Here is a 20,495-nt window from a genome sequence, read left to right as displayed (position 1 = left end):
TGCTCCTCATGGCCAGAGAGCCAACAGGCCCTCAGCGCTGGCGGTACATGCTGCCGGCGCGGCGCGTCTGGCCGCTGGCAGCTTGCAGGCGGGCAAGGGAGTGGCTGGCGTGGGCGTGGGTGATGGCCAGGCCGAGCGCATCGGCGGCGTCTTGCCGGGGGGCGGCGGGCAGGGCGAGCAGGCGGCGCACCATTTCCTGCACTTGCGCTTTGGCCGCGCGGCCGTGGCCTGCCACGGTCTGCTTCATTTGCAGGGCGGTGTATTCGGTGACGGGCAGGTTTTGCGCGACCAGCGCCGTCACGCAGGCGCCGCGCGCCTGGCCGAGCAGCAAGGTGGCCTGGGGATTGACGTTGACGAAGACGATTTCGACCACGGCCACGTCTGGGGCGTAGCGGCGGCAGATTTCGCCTATGCCGTCATACAGGAGCTTGAGCCGCGCGGGCAGGCTGCCCTGGGGCGCGTCTGCGGTTTGGATGACGCCGCTGGCCACGTAGGCGAGCGGGCCGCCGGCTGCATCCAGCACGCCGAAGCCGGTGGTGCGCAGGCCGGGGTCGATGCCGAGGATTCGCATGGTGAGCTGTGGCGCAAGGCGGCTGGGGCGCTACATGGACAGGAGCAAATATGGAGGGGGCAAAATGCCTGCCTGCGCAGTTTCCACTAGGACCTCATGCTATGGTTAGAGGAGCAAAATAGCCCGTCGGCCCAGTCAGCCCACGAGCAGGTCCGTCAGTTCCTTGGCCTCAATATTGCCGAAATAATGCTTCACGTCGATTTCTGAGAAGGCTTTTTCAATGGCGTTGCGGCGATAGGCAATGCCGGTGAGGCGTTTCTCTACGTCGGCAATGTTGCCCAGGCCGAAAAAGTCGCCAAAAATGCGGATGGACTGAATCACGCCGCGCTCGACGTTAAAGCGGAAATCCACCGCGCCGATGGGAAACTTGAAATACCGCTCGCTGGAAAAGGCGGGCGAGCGGCCATAATTCCAATCCCAGTTGCCAAAGCGTTCGGCGCGAATCTGGCGCACTTTTTCCCAGTCTTTTTCTTCAAGTCTGTATTCGGGTACCTGCGCGCGGTCTTTCACGCCGAAGATATTGAGCAGCAGGCTGTCGCGGAACTCGCGCGTGCTCATGCCCTTGTATTCGTCGGCCACGTAGGGTTTGATGTTGGTGACGCGGCTGCGAATGGATTTGATGCCCTTGGATTCGATTTTGTCGGCGCGGGGTTTGAGCGCCTGTGTCACGGCGTCCAGATCGGCGTCAAACAAAATGGTGCCGTGGGCCGTGAGGCGCCCGTTGCGCACATACATGGCGTTGCCGGAGAATTTCTTGCCGTCAATGAGCAAATCATTGCGCCCTTGCAGGGCCGCGCCGGTGGCGCCCATTTTGTGCAGGCATTCGATGACGGGCCGGGTAAAGGCTGAAAAATTGCGCGCCATGCCATTTTCATCTTGAATGAAGCAGAATGAGAAATTGCCCAGATCGTGATAAACCGCGCCGCCGCCCGACATGCGGCGCACCACGTGAATGCCATTTTCTTCCACATAGCGCTGATTGACTTCTTCCACCGTGTTCTGGTTGCGGCCGATGATGATGGAAGGTTCGTTGATGTAGAAAAGCAGCATTGGCTCGTCGGCAAGCCGGTTTTCAACGAGATAGGTTTCCAGCGCAATATTGATGCTGGGGTCGGTGATTTCCTGGTTATCGACGAATAACATGGGCGCGCTCCGTATGTTGAAAATGAAAAAAAGCCGCCCGCCGCCTGTTTCTGCGGTTCCAGGCGGCGGGCGGCTTGATTTTATGACCCGGCAAAAACCATGAAGAGAAAATGCCGGTTTTTTTGCATCAGAAGAAATACTTGAGCGTGACGTTGAAGTTGCGCGGCATGCCGGGCGAGACCACGCCGGTGCGTACCGCGCCTGCGTAGTAGCTGCGGTTAAACAGGTTTTTCACGCCTGCGGTGAGCCGCCAGTTCGTGTGGGTGTAGCTCACGGAGGCGTCCACCACTGTGTAGGCGGGCAGGTAGAACGCGCTGTTGCCATGCTGTTTGCCGACGTAGCGCACGCCTGCGCCCAGGGTGAGAGCGGGCATTTGCGGCAGCCGCCAGTTGCTCCACACGGTGAGGGCGTGGTGCGGGGTGTAGTTGAGCGGCTGGCCGATTTCGCGGGCGTTGGTGCTCTGAGTGACTTCGGTCTTGGTGTAGGCGTAGGCGCCGGTGAATTTGAGGCCGTTTTTCAGCTCGGCTGCGGCTTCCAGCTCCAACCCGCGGGCGCGCTGCTCGCCCACCAGTACCTTGTAGCCGTCATTGACGGGGTCGGCGGCGGCGATGTTGCGCTTGCGCAGGTCAAACACGGCGGCGCTGGCTGTCCAGCCGTCCCTGGCGTATTTGGTTCCCGCTTCCCACTGCGTGCCGGTTTCGGGCTTGAAGGCGTTGCCGTGATAGTCCTGCCCCATTTGCGGCAGGAAAGACTGGCTGTAGCTGGCGTACACCGACCAGCCGGGCGTGAATTCATAGACGATGCCGGCCATGCCGGTCACGTCGCTGTCATGCTGGGTGGCGCTGGTGTTTTTGACGTGGTCATCTTGCCGCTGGCGCGATTTTTCGTAGCGCAGGCCCGCCAGCGCCGTCCAGCCTTGACCGAACTTGATCTGGTCTTGCATGTAAATGGCGGCGGTGCGCAGTCTGGTGGGTGCGTCGCTGTCCCACTTGTCAGGGCAGGTGTAGGGCTGGTAGTAAACGGGGGCGTACAGGTCGATGGGGCGCACGGTGCAGCGGTGCTGGGCGCGGCTGCTGGTGCCTTGGCGCATGTCCAGCCCGGCCACCACTTGGTGCTTCATGCCGGCGCCCTCAAAGGGCATGAGCATGGAGGTGTCGAGCGCGATCTGGTGATCGTCCATTTGCTGGTGGGTGCCACGGCGCGTTTGCGTGCGCTGGTCGGCGCGCAGCGTTTGCAGGGAGATGAAGCGCCCCGTGCCGCTTTCTTTCTCGTAGCGCAGGTTCTGGCGCAGGGTGAAATCATTGGCAAAGCGGTGCTGGAGGTTGTAGCCCAGGGTGTACTGCGCCAGGTCATAACTGCCAAAGCCGGGGTCGCCCGTGAAGAGCGAGTGGCGCAGCGGACCGTTGCGGTTGGGCAGCACGGTGCCCTCGGGCGGCAGGCCCTGCTGGCGAATCCAGTTGCCCGAGTTGTAGGTGGCAAACAGCACGAAGTCGGTATTCGTTCCAAAGTCCAGCGAAAGCGAAGGGGCGAACCAGCGGTCACGCCGCCACACATAGTCCGTCGGGTCTTTCTTGTTGCCCGCCAGGGCGTTGATGCGCAGGGCCGTCTTGCCTGACGCGGACAGGGGCCGGTTGATATCGAACGCCGCCACGCGGTTGCCAAAGCTGCCCGCTTCCAGGTGAACCTCGCCCAGCGCGTCACGCTTGGGCCGCTTGCTGATGGCATTGACCATGCCGCCCGGCTGCACGCGCCCATACAACAGGCTGGAAGCGCCCTTGAGCACTTCAAAGCGCTCGTAGCCGTAGGACTGCAAGCGCAGGCCGATGGAGCTGTTGCCGCTTTGCGCCAGCCCGTCGATGATGGTGGACTCGCCGGAATCAAAGCCGCGAATGAACAAATCGTCAAAGCCCCGGCGGCCATAGTTCACGGGGCTGACGCCCGCCACAGTCTCCAGCGCCTCCTGCAAATTGCCCGTCTGGCGTGATTCCATCTCTTCGCGCGTGACCACGCTGATGGACATGGGCGTTTCCACCATGCGCATGGGCATCTTGCCCGCTGTCTCCGTCTCTTTTGGGGCGAAGCCGATGTCTTTTTCGGAAGTGGCGTAGATGCGCACCTCTTGCAAATCAATGGCCTCGTCATCTGCGGCGCTTTGCGCCAGCGCACAAGGCGCAGCGCAGGCCAGGGCGGCCGCCAGGGCCAGGGGCTTGAAGGAAGCTTGCATGAAGAAAAATGAGTCAGAAAGTAGTTTCGGAAAGCGCGGTTTGCGCAAAAGCGGTTTTTTCTGCCGCCTTTCACGCCGCCAAGAGCCGCGCGCTGGCCGCATGTATTCAGGAATGCTCTTCGTCAAAAATGTTTCAGGCTGAAAACGCGGGTGCGGGATGATATTGAAATCTATTCTTTTTCGCATGACCCGCCTTGCGAAGGCGTTTTCTTGCGATCGCCCCGTTTACCTTGCAGACCCAAACAGCGGCAAAAGGCCCCAAGCCTGCTCTAACCCTGGCCCAGCCAAGCGCGCAGGGTCTGGCGCCAGCTTCAGAGTCTGTCCTCGACCCCCAAATAAAAGGGTCAAAGGGCGCAGGCACCATATAGCCGTAGACACGATGGGACTGCTGCTGACCGTGGTGGCGCCTTCAGCAGGCATTTAGGACAGAGTGGGTGCCAGGGCTTTGCCAGTGAGGCTGTTCTTACGCTTTGAGTGGCTGAAGCCCCATTTTGTGTATGGCGGCTGCACGGGCACGCTGATTGGATGGGTGCTGAGCATGTTTGGCTGGGAGCCTGGCTGAGTCAATCGAGAAGACTGAGCAAGGACTACGAGGTCAGCGTGGCTTCAGCCGAAGCATTTATCAAGATTGCTTGCATTCGGCGCATGGTCAGGCTGCTGGGATGACTTTTGGGACAGGCTCTGAGAGGTTTGTGTTGACATGCCTTGGCTTGCGAACAGGTGCCCGAATGCGCTTGATGGCATTAAAAACAGGAGCGGATTTGAGAGGCTGAAAACGGCGTTTGCGCACGTTTTACTAGGACATCATGCTATGAGTACGGGAGCTGATCAGGGGCGTTTCCTATTTATTTCTCTCTTTGCCGCTTTTGACGCACAGGCGCTGTCTGGATACGGCGCGCGGCCTAAGCCTTGCTCCGTTCGCGGCAGCGAAAAAAGCGGTATCAGGCAGCCGGCGACCCATTCCACGTTCGCGGCTTCTTTGAACAGGCTCTCAAAAGAGTGAATTCGGTGGACTTGACGCCTGGTTGCTGCTGCGCGTGCGAAAGAGACGCAGACACTGCGATGAATCAAGGCGCAAAAAGAAGCAAAAAGAGCCTTCGCCCTTCCACGCCCGCGCCACTGGCCACGCTCTGGCGCAGCCAGCGTTTTGCCGCCCTCCTAAAATCGCCCGCCATTTCACGGCGCAAGCAGCTCCGCCTGGCAGGCACTGGCAACCGGGGCCTGCGCTTTCGGGCGGCGCGCCATTTACCTGCTTTGCCGCCCGCGCCGCTCAAGCGCCCCGATGACCTGACCGGAAAACCGTTTTTTTGTGACCTACGCCCAAGAAACCCGCCGCCGCCGCACCTTCGCCATCATCAGCCACCCGGACGCGGGCAAAACCACACTGACCGAAAAGCTGCTGCTGTTTTCCGGCGCCATTCAGATTGCCGGCAGCGTGAAGGCGCGCAAGGCCAGCCGCCACGCCACCAGCGACTGGATGGAGATTGAAAAGCAGCGCGGCATCTCGGTGGCTTCCAGCGTGATGCAAATGGCCTATCGCGACCACGTCATCAACTTGCTGGACACGCCCGGCCACAAGGATTTTTCGGAAGACACCTACCGCGTGCTCACCGCCGTGGACTCGGCACTGATGGTGATTGACGCGGCCAACGGCGTGGAAGCGCAGACGCGCCGCCTGATTGAAGTCTGCCGCCAGCGCGACACGCCCATCATCACCTTCGTGAACAAGATGGACCGCGAAGTGCGCGAGCCGCTGGATTTGCTGGACGAAGTCGAGCGCGAGCTGGGCATGCCTTGCGTGCCCATGACCTGGCCCGTGGGGCAGGGCAAGTCCTTTGGCGGCATCATCAATTTGCGCACGCAGGCCATGACGGTGTTTGAAGCGGGCAGCGAGCGCCGCCCGCAAGACTTTGAAACCATTCCGCTAAGCGAAAGCGCCGCCTTGCGCGCGCGCTTTGGCAGCGCTTTTGACGATGCGCTGGAAAGCATGGAGCTGGCCGTGGGCGCATCGCCCGCCTGGAGCCACGAGGCGTTTCTGGCGGGCCGGCAAACGCCGGTGTTTTTTGGCTCGGGCGTGAACAACTTTGGCGTGATGGAAGTGCTGGACGCGCTGGTGGATCTGGCGCCGCCGCCGCGCCCGCGCGTGTCCACGCTCATCGTGAACCGCCAGCCGCAGGAAAAAACCGTGCATCCCGAAGACGCGGGCTTTGCTGGCGTGGTATTCAAGGTGCAGGCCAACATGGACGCCAACCACCGCGACCGCATCGCCTTCGTGCGCGTGGCCAGCGGCAAATACACCCCGGGCATGAAGATGAAAGTGCAGCGCACCGCAAAAGAGCTGCGCCCCACCAGCGTCGTCACCTTCATGAGCCAGCGCCGCGAAGCCGTGCAGGAAGCCTATGCGGGCGACATCATCGGCTTTACCACCCACGGCGGCGTGCAGCTGGGCGACACCATCACCGACGGCGCCAGCCTGCAATTTACGGGCCTGCCCTTTTTCGCGCCCGAAATGTTCATGACCGTCGTGCTCAAAAACCCCTTGCGCGCCAAACAGTTGCAGCAGGGCCTGGCACAACTGGGCGAAGAAGGCGCCATTCAGGTTTTCAAGCCCGACGCAGGCGGCAACATGCTGCTGGGCGCCATCGGCCAGCTTCAGTTTGAAGTGGTGCAGCACCGCCTGAAAACCGAATACGACTGCGACGTGCGCCTGGAAGGCTGCCAATACACCGGCGCGCGCTGGATTACCGCAGACGACCCGGCCGATTTGCGCGCCTTCACCGACGCCTACCCCATGCGCATGGCGCACGACGCCGCCGACACCCTGGCCTACCTGTGCACCAGCCCTTATGACGTGCGCCTGGCGCAGGAGCGCTTTCCCAAAATACAGTTTCACCCGCTGAGGGAGCACGCGGGGCTGGCTTTGCAAGGCAGTCCGTCGTGAACATGAACACTGCCACCCCGGCACACCCCGCCAACAATTTTGACTTTGTCAGGATTGTGGCCGCCACCCTGGTGCTTTATAGCCACCAATATGCCCTGAGCGGGCAAATGGAGCCTTCATTTTTTGGGCTGCACAGTTTTGGCGGATTTGCCGTTCTCATATTTTTTGCCATCAGCGGCTATCTCGTCACCCAGAGCTGGTATTCGGATCCCAATATCCTGCGCTTTGCCCTGCGCCGCCTGCTGAGAATATGGCCTGCTCTGGCGGTTGTCGTTACGCTGACTGCCCTGGTATTGGGGCCTATTGTTTCCAGCCTGCCGGCCGCTGATTACTACGCGCACGGCGGCACCTGGCAATATTTTCTGAATCTCCGTTTCATTGCCGTTTACATACTGCCAGGCGTTTTTGAAAAAAATCCGTATCCGCTGGGCGTCAATGGATCGATATGGACCATCCCCATCGAGGTTCTCTGCTATCTCGTTCTGGCGGTCTGTGGCCTGGCCGGACTGCTGAAAAAGAAAACCGTCTGGCTGGCGGCCATTGTTATTTACTTGGCATGGTATTTTTCCCAAAACAGCCCGGACTTGTATCACAGCATTCATCAAAAACGGGAAATGGGAGCCTATTTCCTGTCCGGATCTGCCCTTTACGTTTTGCGTGAGTATTGGCAAAAACGCCCCTGGACCTGGCTGGCGGCGCTTGCCTTGCTGGCTGGCGGCCTGCTGCTCGCAAAAATGCGCTATACGGCGCTGCTTGCTTTCATGCCCTACGCTGTCATCAGCCTCGGCACTGCCAGTACGCCATTCATCCGCCGGTTTGGACGCTATGGCGACTTTTCCTACGGAATTTATCTTTTCGCTTTTCCGGTGCAGCAAACGGTCATCATGTGCCTGTACCCGGAATATGGATTCTGGAACGCCATGATGCTTTCAATGGCGATAACGGCTGGTCTGGCATTCCTGTCCTGGCATTTTGTGGAAAAACCTGCCCTGAGGTTCAAGCCAAGCAAAAATACCATGAGCAATACGCGCTTTTGTCTTCCCGAAAGAATCAATTTTTACGCTTTATATCTGGCCCTGTTTGCGGTATATTTTTCCTATCTATTGATTTTTTGGCCCGGCATTCTTGGGGAAGACTCTCTGGCCATCCTGCTGGAAGTCGAGAGCAACCGGGAATTCCAGTCGGGAAAGCCAATATTCTGGTACCTGTTCGTCAATTCATTCTACAAGCCATTCAATCTGGTTGAAATTCCGGTTATCGTCCAGATACTGGTGGCGACGGCTATTCTGGCAAGGATTCTGACTTATGTCTACAATGAGAATGGAAAAAGACCATTTTTCATTCTGCTGGTATTCGTCGCCCTGGCTCCGCACCTCGTATTTTATACAACGAGTCTATATTCTGATGGCATTTATGCGTGCGCCCTGGCAGGCCTCTTGTTTGAGACATGGATATGCCTTAGGAACAAAACTGTCTCAAGGATGTCCTTCTTCATTCTGTTCATATCTATTCCTTTTGCGATTTTCGCGCGCCCCAATGGAATCATCAATATCATTGCGCTAGTCGTTCTGGCGGCCGTCATCCGCATTCCAAAACAGCGATTGGGACTGGCAGCCGTCTCACTGGTCTGGGTAACGGTCGCCTTTTATGGGGTTGCCAATCACAAGCACAAAACGCCTATAGGAACGGTGTATCCCGTCGCCCTGTTTGAAACCGTCAATTTCCTTCAGCCTCATGCAATGGGTCTTTATCCTCCGCGGGTTTCTGCTCCGGCCATCCAGGCTCTGGAAAGCGTCGCCCCTTTGGATCTCATCATCAAATATTACGATAGGGATTACTGGGATCCTCTGATATTTTTTCCGCAGGGGCCAGCTCTTGCATCCATGGAGAAATCGCAGCAGGATATTCTCATCAGCGAATTTTTCAGGCATAATCTATGGAGGAATATTCCGGCTTTCATGTCGAGCCGCGTGAATATATTTCTTGTTTCAGCCTTCGCCCAGGGCGGTTTCCCCGGTCCTACATATGCCAAAAATGTTCTCGAAAAAACAAAATCCGAATCAATCTACAGGAGATGGGGTCTTGAAAGAGCCGAAAAAGCGCTGATGGCCATTCACGATGCCAGCTTTGAAAACAGGTGGCTATTATGGTCGCCATTGCCGGGAATCATTCTTCTGCTCTTCGTGACTCTGCGTGCTTTCAACAGAAGAGATCTGCCCGCGCTGACTGTCTGTGGAATTCTTCTGCTTCAGCTGTCGGCCGTGTTTTTCTTTTCCATCGCGGGGGAGTATCGCTACCTCCTCGGCTTTTTTGCTTCACCGCTGGCGCTGCTCCCAATTTACAGAGAAATCAGGAAAAGCGACGAAAAATGAATTTCACGACGATCTTGCTAACGCTGAGCTGTGTTATTGGCATCGCAATTGGACAGATATTATTCAAGCAGGCGGCGCTTGCTATTGCCACGCCCGTTACGCTGCATGGCATGCTTGCCAATATTTGGATATGGTTATCCCTTTCCCTCTATGGCGCCACCACCTTGCTCTGGATCTGGGTTCTGAGACAGGCGCCGCTGCATTTGGCTTACCCCTTCATGGGACTGGCTTTTTTGCTGGTTCCTGTTTTCGCGCGCATTTTCCTGAATGAGCCGCTTTCTCTCCAGACCATTGGCGGCGGCATATTGATTATGCTGGGCATTGCGCTGGCGTCTGCTGGCGCACATCACTAAAATGACGAAAATTGCTGTTGCCATACCTTGCTACAAGGTCAGAAAGCATATTCTGGATGTCATATCCAGAATACCTGCCAGCGTTCAAAGAATATACGTCGTGGATGACAAGTGCCCTGAAGAGAGCGGCTTGCTGGTCCAGCAGGATTGCACTGATCCGCGCATTCATGTCATCTTCCATGAAAGCAACCAGGGCGTGGGCGGAGCCATTCGCTCCGCCTACAAAAAAGCGCTTGACGATGGCATGGATATCATTGTCAAGGTGGATGGTGATGGACAGATGGATCCTTCGCTGATTCCGCTTTTCACGACGCCTATTGAAAAAAGACATGCCGATTACACGAAAGGCAATCGTTTCTTCCAACCAGCATCCTTGCGGCAAATGCCTGCCATCAGGCTGATCGGCAATGCGGCCCTGTCAATCATCAATAAATTCAGCTCGGGATACTGGTCCATCATGGATCCGACCAATGGCTATACGGCCATTCATGTACATGTGTTGCGGGAGCTGCCTCTGGATGACCTGGAAAGAAGATATTTCTTCGAAAGCGATATGCTGTATCAGCTGAGCCTGGTTCGAGCTGTCGTTCATGATGTTCCGATGAATGCTGTTTATGCGGATGAAAAATCAAATCTGAAGATTACAAAAGTATTGCCGGAGTTCGCTGTCAAGCATGCCATCCGGTTTTTCAAGCGCTATGCCTACCAGTATTTGCTGCGTGATTTCAATATTGGCAGCCTTTATAGCATCAGCGGTATGTTGATGCTGATATCTGGCGCAGGCTTTGGCATTTATGGCTGGCTGCAAAGCGTGGCTACGGATGTGCCGGCAACCAGCGGGACCGTGATGCTGGCAGCATTGCCGATCATCATTGGCATTCAGTTCATCATCGCTTTTTTGCATCATGACGTGAGCAGGGAGCCGGTGACTCCGCTTTTGGCGGATTTGCCGGACGCCGCGCGCCTGTGAAATGATTGCCTACAATCAGGCGCATGCCAGCCCGCGTGTTTTTGCAACCGGACTTCAAACCTCGTTTTAATGAACCACATCCGGAATTTTTCCATCATCGCCCACATTGACCACGGCAAATCCACGCTGGCCGACCGGCTGATTGCGCGTTGCGGCGGGCTTTCCGAGCGTGAAATGAGCGAGCAGGTGCTCGATTCAATGGACATCGAGAAAGAGCGCGGCATCACCATCAAGGCGCAAACGGCGGCTTTGCGTTATGCAGCGCGTGATGGCAGGGTTTACAACCTCAATCTGATCGATACGCCGGGACATGTGGATTTCTCTTATGAGGTGTCACGTTCACTATCAGCCTGCGAAGGCGCGCTGCTGGTGGTGGATGCCAGCCAGGGCGTGGAAGCGCAGACGGTGGCCAATTGCTACACCGCGCTGGATCTGGGCGTGGAGGTGCTGCCCGTGCTCAACAAAATGGATTTGCCGCAGGCAGACCCGGAAAACGCCAAGGCCGAAATTGAGGATGTGATCGGCATTGATGCCAGTGAAGCAGTGGCGATTTCAGCCAAAACCGGCATGGGCATTGACGATGTGCTGGAGCAAATCGTGGCCAAAGTGCCGCCGCCGCGCGGCAAGGCGGATGCGCCCTTGCGGGCCATGATCATTGACAGCTGGTTTGACGCCTACGTGGGCGTGGTGATGCTGGTGCGCGTGGTCGATGGCCGCCTGCAAAAAGGCGAACGCATCAGGATGATGGCCACGGGCGCGGCGTATGAAGCCAACAGCCTGGGCGTGTTCACGCCTGCGCAGCAGCCGCGTGAGGCGCTGGAAGCGGGCGAAGTGGGCTACGTCATCGCGGGCATCAAGGAGCTGAAAGCGGCCAAGGTGGGCGACACCATCACGCTGGAGAAAAAGCTGCCCAACAACCTGGGGCCTGCCAGCGAGCCGCTGCCGGGCTTCAAGGAAATCCAGCCACAGGTTTTCGCGGGCCTGTATCCCACGGAAGCCAACCAATACGACGCCTTGCGCGACAGCCTGGAGAAACTCCAGCTCAACGATGCCAGCCTGCACTTTGAGCCGGAGGTGTCGCAGGCGCTGGGTTTTGGCTTTCGCTGCGGTTTTCTGGGGCTGCTGCACATGGAAATCGTGCAAGAGAGGCTGGAGCGCGAATTCGACCAGGACCTGATTACCACCGCGCCCAGCGTAGTGTATGAAGTGCAAAAGGCCGATGGCGAAGTCATTCAGGTGGAAAACCCGTCCAAGATGCCTGACCAGGGGCGCATCCAGGAAATTCGCGAGCCGATTGTGACCGTGCATTTGTACATGCCGCAAGATTATGTCGGGCCCGTGATGACGCTGGCGAACCAGAAGCGCGGCGTGCAAATCAACATGCAATATCACGGCAGGCAAGTCATGCTGACTTATGAAATGCCGCTGGGCGAGATTGTGCTGGATTTTTTCGACAAGCTCAAATCGGTCAGCCGGGGTTATGCGTCGATGGATTATGAATTCAAGGAATACCGGCCGTCAGACGTGGTGAAGGTGGATATTTTGCTCAATGGCGACAAGGTGGATGCGCTGTCGATTATTGTGCACCGCAGCCAGGCGCAGTTTCGCGGCAGGGCGGTGGCGGCCAAAATGCGCGAAATCATTGCGCGCCAGCAGTTTGACGTGGCCATTCAGGCCGCGATTGGCGCCAACATCATCGCGCGTGAAAATATCAAGGCGCTGCGCAAGAATGTGCTGGCCAAATGCTATGGCGGCGACATTACCCGCAAACGCAAGCTGCTTGAAAAGCAGAAAGCAGGTAAAAAACGCATGAAACAGATTGGTTCGGTCGAAGTGCCGCAAGAAGCATTTCTGGCCATTTTGCAGGTGGAGGAATAATGCCTGCATTGACTGCATTCATATTGGCCGCTCTTGCCGGCTATTGCGTTGCCTGGTATGCGGGTTATATCGAAGGCAATTTCCCACTGCTGCTGCTCGTGGCCACCGTGATCACGGGGGCGTACTGGCTGGCCGAGCGCTTTTTCTTTTTGCCCAGGCGCCGCGCCGCTGCTTCCGCGCTTGAGGCGCGGCACGATGCGCGCCGCGCCGAGCTGGCCGCGCAAGGCATCAGCCAAGTGGATGCCGATATCAGCGAGGCCCGCGAGCGCCTGCTGTCGCAGCCTTGGTGGCTGGATTGGACGGCCGGGCTTTTCCCTATTATTCTGGCAGTTTTTCTTCTGCGCTCCTTCGTGTTTGAGCCATTCCGGATTCCTTCCGGGTCAATGATTCCCACGTTGCGCATTGACGATCTGATTCTGGTCAATAAATTCACTTATGGCATTCGTCTGCCCGTATTCAATACGCGAGTGACGCAGGGCAATCCCATCCAGCGTGGAGATGTTGTTGTTTTTCATTATCCCTTGCAGCCCAGCCTGGATTACATCAAGCGCGTCGTGGGTTTGCCAGGCGATGAAGTGACTTATTTGAACAAGCAGATTACGGTCAATGGGCAACCTGTGCCGCAGACGCCGGATGGAGAGTTTCTGGATAAATCCACCGTGCAGTATTTCCGCCAGATTCAGGAAACGCCAGCGCCAGGCAAGCAACACAGCATCATTGTGGATGACCAGCGCCCCACCCTGATCCCCAGTGTGACGCAGTTCCCCCATCGTGATCTGTGCCAATACAGCATCGAAGGCGTGCGCTGCAAGGTGCCGCCCGGTCACTACTTCATGATGGGCGACAACCGTGACAATTCCCTGGACTCACGGTACTGGGGTTTCGTGCCCGATGACTATATTGTCGGCAAGGCGTTTTTTGTGTGGATGAATATCGGCGATCTGAGCCGGATCGGATTTTTCAACTAAGGGATGGGAATCATCATGTCTTCACTTCGTAAACAACGCGGGCTTACTCTGATCAGCCTGATTATTCTGGCCGTTTTGCTGGGCTTGCTATTCATTGTCGGCTCGCAAGTCGTGCCTTCGGTTACTGAATTCATGAGCATCAAGAAAGCGGTAAAACACGCTGCCACCAATGGCGGCAATCCAGCCGAGATTCGCGCGGCTTTCAATAAATCTGCGGAAGTGAACTACATTGAAACGATTTCAGGGAAAGACCTTCAAATCACACAGAGCAACGGGAAAACCATTGTCAGCTTTGCTTATGACAAGGAAATTCATCTGGCTGGTCCCGCTTATCTTCTTATCAAATATGAAAGTTCGACAAGCAGCTCCGGCTATTGATTTCACCAGTCCATGAACTCTTTCGAGGCCCTGCAAACCCGCCTGGGTCACCATTTCACGCAACCCGCCTTGCTGCAACGCGCCCTGACGCATCGCAGTTTTGGCGCGGATCACAACGAGCGCCTGGAATACCTGGGCGATGCCGTGCTGGATTTGGTCGTTGCGCATTGGCTGTACGAGGCGCTGGCGCGACAGCCTGAAGGGGATTTGTCGCGTGTGCGGGCCAATCTGGTCAAGCAAGACACGTTGCACCGCCTGGCCGTGGAATTGGGTCTGCCTGACATGCTGCGTCTGGGCAGCGGCGAGCGCCGCGCGGGCGGCCAGCAGCGCCCTTCCATTCTGGCGGACGCTCTGGAAGCCGTGATCGGCGCGGTTTATCTGGATGGCGGCTACGCCACGGCCAATGCCTTGGTGCGCAGCCTGTTCTCGGGGTTGGAAATCACGCCGCAGATGCAGGCGGCCGCCAAAGATGCCAAAACGGCCTTGCAGGAATGGCTCCAGGCCAGGCATTTGCCAGTGCCAGACTACGCCGTTACCCGCATTGCGGGCGCAGCGCATCAGCAAACGTTTGAAGTGAGCTGCCATGTGCAGGCGCTGGCGCTGACAGCGCATGGCCGGGGCGGATCGCGCCGCATGGCGGAGCAGGCCGCCGCCGCCGCCATGCTTGAGAAACTTCAGGCCCCGCCGCCGCCGAAATCGCCGAAACCAGGCAAGCCGTCTGCCCGCGGCTTTCTCTCCAGCTCCAAACGGCCCCTTGGCGGGCCTGAAAACACCCATGACTGAAAGCGCTTCCGCATCTGCGCCTGCTTCTTCCGGGCCTTCCCGGCAGCGTTGCGGCCTGATCGCCATCGTCGGCCGTCCCAATGTCGGCAAATCCACTTTGCTCAATGCGCTGGTGGGGCAAAAAATCAGCATCACCAGCCGCAAGGCGCAGACCACGCGCCACCGCATCACAGGCATTCGCACCCTGCCCGATGGGCAAGGCGGCGGCACGCAATTCGTGTTCGTGGACACGCCAGGCTTTCAAACGCGCCACACGGCCGCGCTGAACAAATCGCTCAATAAAACCGTAATGGGCGCTCTCGACGGCGTGGACTTGGTGCTGTTCGTGGTGGAAGCAGGCAAATTCAGCCTGGCCGATGCCAAAGTGCTCGCCCTCATGCCCAAGGGCGCGCCTGTCATTCTGGTGGCCAACAAGCTTGACGCCGTGCACCGCCGCGCCGAAGTGGCGCACTGGCTGCGCGACATGCAGGAGCGCCATGCCTTCGCCGAATACGTGCCCATGTCGGCCAAGAACCCGCAGGAGGTCGCCCGCCTGCTGGACATCTGCGCGCCCTACCTGCCAGAGCAGCCCTGGTGGCACGATGCGGACGATCTGACCGACCGCAGCGAAAAATTCCTGGCGGGTGAAATCGTGCGCGAGAAGCTGTTCCGCCTGACGGGAGACGAGCTGCCCTACACCTCCACCGTCGTCGTGGAAAAGTTCGACGAAGAAAAAAGCCGCCAATACGGGCGGCTGGTGCGCATTGCCGCCACGATCGTGGTGGAACGCGACAGTCACAAGGCCATGATCATTGGCGAGAGCGGCCAGCGCCTCAAGCGCATCGGCACCGAAGCGCGGCTGGAGCTGGAAAAGCTGCTGGGCTGCAAGGTGTTCATCGAACTCTGGGTCAAAGTCCGCTCCGGCTGGGCTGATGACGAGGCGCGCGTGCGCAGCTTTGGCTACGAATAAAGCGCCGCCAGCGCCACAAACGCCGCACGGCAAGGCCCAGGCAGCCTGACAACCTGATCGCAATCTGCCTGTTGCAGACGTGTGGGCGTCCCAAGCGCGGCGTAAAGCGCTCGCAGAAAAAGGGCGGCTTCATCCGCATGCGCGTCCCTGCCGCAGGCCGCCGCTTCAGGCGGCAAGACTTGGCCCCGCCCATGCGGATTTCTTGAGCGCTCCCGCTTGCTTTTCTGGCGCCTTATTTCGCTCCTCTATCCATAGCATGATGTCCTAGTGCAGAAAGCGCAGAACGGCATTTGTTACCCCTCAAATCAGCTCCTGTTTTTGATGTTTCCCGGTCAGGGCCTGCGGGGCACCGCCCGCCCGCCGCGCTTGACCCCGCCGCCTCAATTTGGCGCGCGGCCTGCCGGACCGATGCGGAGCATGCTCTGAACATGCGGGCGCTCAACAGCGCGGGCCGCAAGCCCAGCCGGGCGCGGGCGCTTGGCACCCGCCCTTGCCCGCAGGCGGCGGATGGCAAGGGCGACAATCCCCGCTTTTCCGGTTTCCGTGCGGCTGCCTGCCGCGCTCCGCCGTGGCGCGGGGCCGCTTGTTTCCTGTTTTTTTCCTCTCTACCCATGTCTGCCCAGCCTTTTGTCCACCTTCGCCTGCATTCCGAGTTTTCCGTGGTGGACGGCACCTTGCGCATTGACGAGGCCGTGAAACTGGCGGCCCGAAGCGCCCAGCCCGCGCTGGCGGTGACGGACCTGAACAACATGTTCGGCGCCGTCAAGCTCTACAAGGCCGCGCGCGGCAAGGGCGTGCAGCCCATCCTGGGCGCGGAAGTCACGCTGGAAGGGCTGGGCGAAGACAAAAGCGCGCTGTCGCGCGTGCTGCTGCTGGCGCAAAACCATGATGGCTATCTGAATTTGTCGGAATTGCTGGCGCGCGCGTGGACACAAGGCGCGGCCAGCGGGCAGGCGGTGGCGCGCTGGCCGTGGCTGCAAGAGCTGTCGGGCGGCCTCATCTTGCTGTCAGGCGCGCAGGCCGGGCCGGTGGGGCAGGCGCTGGTGCAAGGCGATGCGGCGCGCGCGGGCAAGCTGGCCCTGCAATTGGCGGGCGTGTTTGCGCACCGCTTTTATCTGGAGCTGCAACGCGCCGGCCGCGCCGATGACGAGGCGCACGTGCGCGCCGCCGTGCGCCTGGCCGCCCGGCTGCGGCTGCCGGTGGTGGCCACGCACCCCATTCAGTTTGCGGCGGCGGGCGACTTCGAGGCGCACGAAGCGCGCGTGTGCATTGCCGAAGGGCAGATGCTGGGCGACCAAAGCCGCGTGCGGCGCTTCACGCCGCAGCAGCACTTCAAAACCAGCGAGGAAATGCAGGCGCTGTTTGCCGATGTGCCTTCGGCGCTGGCCAACACGGCTGAAATCGCCCGCCGCTGCTGCCTGGAGCTGACGCTGGGCCAGCCACGCCTGCCGGACTTTCCGGTGCCTGCGGGCCACACCATCGAGAGCTACTTCCGCCAGGCTTCGCTGGACGGGCTGCAAGAGCGCCTGCGCCTGCGCTTTCCCGACGAGGCCGAGCGCGAAAAGCGCCGTCCCGAATATCTGGAGCGGCTGGAGTTCGAGCTGGACACCATTTTGAAAATGGGCTTTCCGGGCTACTTCCTCATCGTGGGCGACTTCATCAACTGGGCCAAGCACAACGGCTGCCCCGTGGGGCCGGGGCGCGGCTCCGGCGCTGGCTCGCTGGTGGCCTACGCGCTGAAGATCACCGATCTGGACCCGCTGCAATACAAGCTGCTGTTCGAGCGCTTTCTGAACCCCGAGCGCGTGTCCATGCCCGACTTTGACGTGGACTTTTGCCAGGCCAACCGCGACCGCGTGATTGACTACGTGAAAGGCAAATACGGGCGCGAAGCCGTCAGCCAGATCGCCACCTTCGGCACCATGGCCGCGCGCGCCGCCATCCGTGACGTGGGGCGCGTGCTGGACATGAGCTACAGCTTTTGCGACAGCATCAGCAAACTCATTCCCAACAAGCCGGGCAAGCCCGTCAGCTTGCAATACCCGCCCGCCGGCCTGAGCGAGTCCGAGCGCGAGAAATACGCCATAGCCGCCGAGCCGCTGCTGCGCGAGCGCATCGAGCAAGACGAAGAGGTGAAAACCCTGGTGGAAATGGCGCAAAAGCTCGAGGGCCTGACGCGCAACATCGGCATGCACGCGGGCGGCGTGCTCATCGCCCCCGGCAAGCTCACCGACTTTTGCCCGCTCTACCAGCAGCCCGGCAGCGACTCGGCCGTGAGCCAGTACGACAAAGACGACGTGGAAGCCGTCGGCCTGGTCAAGTTCGACTTTCTGGGCCTGGCCACGCTCACCATTTTGGAAATCGCGCGCGAACTCATCGTCCAGCGCCACCCCGGCCAGCAAGCCTTCGCCTACGAAAACATACCGCTGGACGACAAAGCCACCTACCAGCTTTTCCAGCAAGGCCGCACCGAAGCCGTGTTCCAGTTTGAAAGCCGGGGCATGCAAGGCATGCTGCGCGACGCCCAGCCCTCGCGGCTGGAAGACCTGATTGCCCTGAACGCCCTCTACCGCCCGGGGCCGATGGACCTGATTCCCAGCTTCATCAGCCGCAAGCACGGCAAAGAGCCGGTCATCTACCCCCACCCGCTGCTCGAAGGCGTGCTCAGCGAAACCTACGGTGTCATGGTCTATCAGGAGCAGGTGATGCAAAGCGCCCAGATTCTGGGCGGCTACAGCCTGGGCGGCGCCGACTTGCTGCGCCGCGCCATGGGCAAGAAAAAAGCGGAAGAAATGGCCCGCCACCGCCTCATCTTCCGCGAAGGCGCGGCCCAAAAAGGCATCAGCGAAGACAAGGCCGACGAAGTCTTTGACCTCATGGAAAAGTTCGCCGGCTACGGCTTCAACAAAAGCCACGCCGCCGCCTACTCGCTGCTGGCCTATCACACCGCCTGGCTGAAAGTGCACTACAGCGCCGAATTCTTCTGCGCCAACATGACGGTGGAAATGGACAACACCGACAAGCTGCGGGCGCTGCATGAAGACGCGCTGCGCGAGGGCCTGGCCTTTGAGCCGCCCGACATCAACCGGGGCGGCTACCGCTTCGAGCCGGTCAGCGACAAACTCATCCGCTACGGCCTGGGCGCCATCAAGGGCACCGGCCAGCAGGCCATCGAGGCCATCGTCGCCGCCCGAGAAGGCCGGGGCGAAGGCTTTGCGGGCGGCGAAAACGGGCCGTTTGCCAGCTTCTTCGACTTTTGCCGCCGCATCGACCGCACGCGCGTGAACAAACGCACCGTCGAAGCCCTCATCCGCGCCGGCGCGTTCGACACCCTCCAGCAAAACCGCGCCGCGCTCATTGCCGCGCTCGACGTGGCCTGGGACTACGCCGCCGCCTGCGAAGCCAACGCCCACCAGGGCGGCCTGTTCGACGCCCTGGGCGACGGCCCCGGCGCCAGCAGCGAAGAGCCGCCCCTGCCCGCCGTCACGCCCTGGGGCGTGAAAGAGCGCCTGCTGGAAGAAAAAACCGCCATCGGCTTTTACCTCTCGGGCCACCTGTTCGACGCCGCCGGGCCGGAAGTGCGCCAGTTCGTGCGCCGCGACCTGGCCAGCCTGCAAGAAAGCCGCGAGCCGCAGCTCATCGCCGGCATCGTCAGCGGCCTGCGCGTCATCAACGGCCAGCGCGGCAAGCTCGCCCTTTTCAGGCTGGAAGACCCAAGCGCCGCCATCGAAGCCCGCGCCGAAGAAGCCCTGCTCAGCCAGCACGCCGCCAGCCTGAAAGACGACGAACTCGTCATCGCCCTGGGCCGCGTGCAGCCCGACCGCTTCTCCGGCGGCAACCAGGTCACGCTCACGCAAATCTGGCCTCTGCCCGCCGCCCGCTGCCGTTTCGGCAAATACCTGCGCGTGGCCGTCGGCCCCACCCCGCCCAATGTGCGCCGCCTGCTCCATGAATACCCGCCGCAGACCGAAGAAACCGAACACGGCCTGCTGGAGCGCGGCCTGAGCGTGCGCCTGGCCGTGGAGCGGCGCGGCCAGGATGCCGAAGGCCGCCCCATCGGCGCCATCGCCCAGTTCGAGCTGCCCGAAACGGCCCGCACCTGGCCCACCGACGAAGCCCTTGCAGCCTGGCGCGCCGAAGCGGGCGAAGGGCAGGCGGCTGTGGTGTACGAATAGGCTGTCTGTCAATGAAAAAACCGGCTATTTCAATTCATCAGATCGCCAGGCGCCACGCCATGCACAAATGACGAGGCCACGGAATCACCAAGCCAGTTCAAATAGATTCAAAAATATTGTCTCGACATGCTCATAATTGCGCAGGATATTCTCGCTTTACTTCATGTCTTTTATAATATGAAAATCATTATCTCCAATAGGAAAAGGTTGCCTAGGTGATAGGTTGCGGAATCAGCTTTGATACATGAAAGAAGAATCAAGCCTGGAGATGCTGCTGTTTCAGGCCATGCAGCTCTATGAAGTGCAAACGCTGGAGCCGTTCCTGGCTGACCCTGATTGGCGCGTGAGGCGTCAAGCCGCCATGAAGATTCAGCTGCATGGCGGCGCATGGGGCTTCAACTTGGCCAAGCGCTTGTGTCAGTCTGCGAAACCCGTGCTGCGAGGCATGAGCATGTTCCTGCTTGGTCAAATGAAAGGTGGAAATCCGCTTTTTGTGCAGCAGGGACTGCCATTGCTGATAGATGCGCTCGAAAATGACCCATCACCTTATGTCAGGAATGAAGCGGCAGCCGCTCTAGGGCACATTGACGCGCCTGAATCCATTAAAGCTCTCGTCAAGGCTTCAACGGATCCATTCGATGAAGTCAGGGCATCAACGGCCTTTGCGCTGAATAACAGCGCATTGAAAAACCATCCTCTTGTGCAAAAGGCGTTGAAACGCCTGCGGCGCGATAGATCGAAATCCGTCAGATATTGGTCGGAAGATGACAGCTCTGTTGATTAATCAGGT

Annotated in this window: 14 protein-coding genes and 1 pseudogene; 12 read left to right on the top strand and 3 right to left on the bottom strand. The window is 59.3% G+C overall.

Annotation, left to right across the window (positions count from 1 at the left end; genetic code table 11):
• Nucleotides 1–31: 31 nt before the first annotated feature.
• The 3 genes from ruvC to C1720_RS11675 all read right to left on the bottom strand — a co-directional run bounded on the left by ruvC (nucleotide 32) and on the right by C1720_RS11675 (nucleotide 3,938).
• Nucleotides 32–571, bottom strand: coding sequence for a crossover junction endodeoxyribonuclease RuvC (gene ruvC, locus C1720_RS11685; protein ID WP_102284322.1), 540 nt, complete (start codon nucleotides 569–571; stop codon nucleotides 32–34).
• 135 nt (nucleotides 572–706) lie between these two features.
• The gene (gene lplA, locus C1720_RS11680) at nucleotides 707–1,714 is read right to left on the bottom strand and encodes a lipoate--protein ligase (protein WP_102284321.1); all 1,008 of its coding nucleotides are present in this window, start codon (nucleotides 1,712–1,714) and stop codon (nucleotides 707–709) included.
• A 127-nt stretch (nucleotides 1,715–1,841) separates the two neighbouring features.
• Nucleotides 1,842–3,938 carry a TonB-dependent siderophore receptor gene (locus C1720_RS11675; RefSeq protein WP_158241725.1) on the bottom strand — a complete coding sequence of 699 codons (2,097 nt, stop codon included), beginning with the start codon at nucleotides 3,936–3,938 and terminating at the stop codon, nucleotides 1,842–1,844.
• On the opposite strand from C1720_RS11675, the gene C1720_RS13850 reads away from it, so the two are divergent.
• From C1720_RS13850 to C1720_RS11620, 12 genes and pseudogenes are all read left to right on the top strand, one after another.
• Nucleotides 3,937–4,080 carry a hypothetical protein gene (locus tag C1720_RS13850; protein WP_158241724.1) on the top strand — a complete coding sequence of 48 codons (144 nt, stop codon included), beginning with the start codon at nucleotides 3,937–3,939 and terminating at the stop codon, nucleotides 4,078–4,080. The genes C1720_RS11675 and C1720_RS13850 overlap by 2 nt on opposite strands.
• 1,167 nt (nucleotides 4,081–5,247) lie before the next feature.
• Complete coding sequence (locus C1720_RS11670) at nucleotides 5,248–6,879, top strand: peptide chain release factor 3 (protein WP_102284319.1); 1,632 nt, start codon at nucleotides 5,248–5,250, stop codon at nucleotides 6,877–6,879.
• A 2-nt stretch (nucleotides 6,880–6,881) separates the two neighbouring features.
• The gene (locus tag C1720_RS11665; RefSeq protein WP_102284318.1) at nucleotides 6,882–9,251 is read left to right on the top strand and encodes an acyltransferase family protein; all 2,370 of its coding nucleotides are present in this window, start codon (nucleotides 6,882–6,884) and stop codon (nucleotides 9,249–9,251) included.
• On the top strand, nucleotides 9,248–9,604 hold the full coding sequence (locus tag C1720_RS11660; RefSeq protein ID WP_102284317.1) for a DMT family transporter: 357 nt from the start codon (nucleotides 9,248–9,250) through the stop codon (nucleotides 9,602–9,604). The genes C1720_RS11665 and C1720_RS11660 overlap by 4 nt, the downstream gene beginning before the upstream one ends.
• Before the next feature lies 1 nt (nucleotide 9,605).
• Entirely contained in the window at nucleotides 9,606–10,574 is a 969-nt protein-coding gene (locus C1720_RS11655) for a glycosyltransferase family 2 protein (RefSeq protein ID WP_050716269.1), read from the top strand.
• Nucleotides 10,575–10,643: 69 nt separating this feature from the next.
• Nucleotides 10,644–12,452: a translation elongation factor 4 gene (gene lepA, locus C1720_RS11650; protein WP_102284316.1), complete on the top strand. Its 1,809-nt coding sequence runs from the start codon at nucleotides 10,644–10,646 to the stop codon at nucleotides 12,450–12,452.
• Nucleotides 12,452–13,420 (top strand): signal peptidase I, encoded by a 969-nt coding sequence (gene lepB, locus C1720_RS11645; protein ID WP_050716271.1) that lies wholly within the window; start codon nucleotides 12,452–12,454, stop codon nucleotides 13,418–13,420. Before lepA ends, lepB begins: the two co-directional genes overlap by 1 nt.
• A 15-nt stretch (nucleotides 13,421–13,435) precedes the next feature.
• The gene (locus tag C1720_RS11640; RefSeq protein WP_050716629.1) at nucleotides 13,436–13,798 is read left to right on the top strand and encodes a DUF4845 domain-containing protein; all 363 of its coding nucleotides are present in this window, start codon (nucleotides 13,436–13,438) and stop codon (nucleotides 13,796–13,798) included.
• Nucleotides 13,799–13,810: 12 nt separating this feature from the next.
• A pseudogene (rnc, locus tag C1720_RS11635) lies at nucleotides 13,811–14,479 on the top strand (ribonuclease III); the annotation flags it as partial.
• Between the two features lie 94 nt (nucleotides 14,480–14,573).
• Nucleotides 14,574–15,530 carry a GTPase Era gene (era, locus tag C1720_RS11630; RefSeq protein ID WP_102284660.1) on the top strand — a complete coding sequence of 319 codons (957 nt, stop codon included), beginning with the start codon at nucleotides 14,574–14,576 and terminating at the stop codon, nucleotides 15,528–15,530.
• Nucleotides 15,531–16,141: 611 nt separating this feature from the next.
• Nucleotides 16,142–19,705 carry a DNA polymerase III subunit alpha gene (gene dnaE, locus C1720_RS11625; RefSeq protein ID WP_102284314.1) on the top strand — a complete coding sequence of 1,188 codons (3,564 nt, stop codon included), beginning with the start codon at nucleotides 16,142–16,144 and terminating at the stop codon, nucleotides 19,703–19,705.
• 244 nt (nucleotides 19,706–19,949) lie between these two features.
• Nucleotides 19,950–20,489: a HEAT repeat domain-containing protein gene (locus C1720_RS11620; protein WP_102284313.1), complete on the top strand. Its 540-nt coding sequence runs from the start codon at nucleotides 19,950–19,952 to the stop codon at nucleotides 20,487–20,489.
• Nucleotides 20,490–20,495 lie beyond the last annotated feature (6 nt).

Origin of the sequence: Ottowia massiliensis, from assembly GCF_900240305.1 — a bacterium.
Taxonomy (GTDB): domain Bacteria; phylum Pseudomonadota; class Gammaproteobacteria; order Burkholderiales; family Burkholderiaceae_C; genus Ottowia; species Ottowia massiliensis.
The sequence above is the reverse complement of the archived record's forward strand: the minus strand, read 5'-3'. Positions and strand labels throughout refer to the sequence as shown.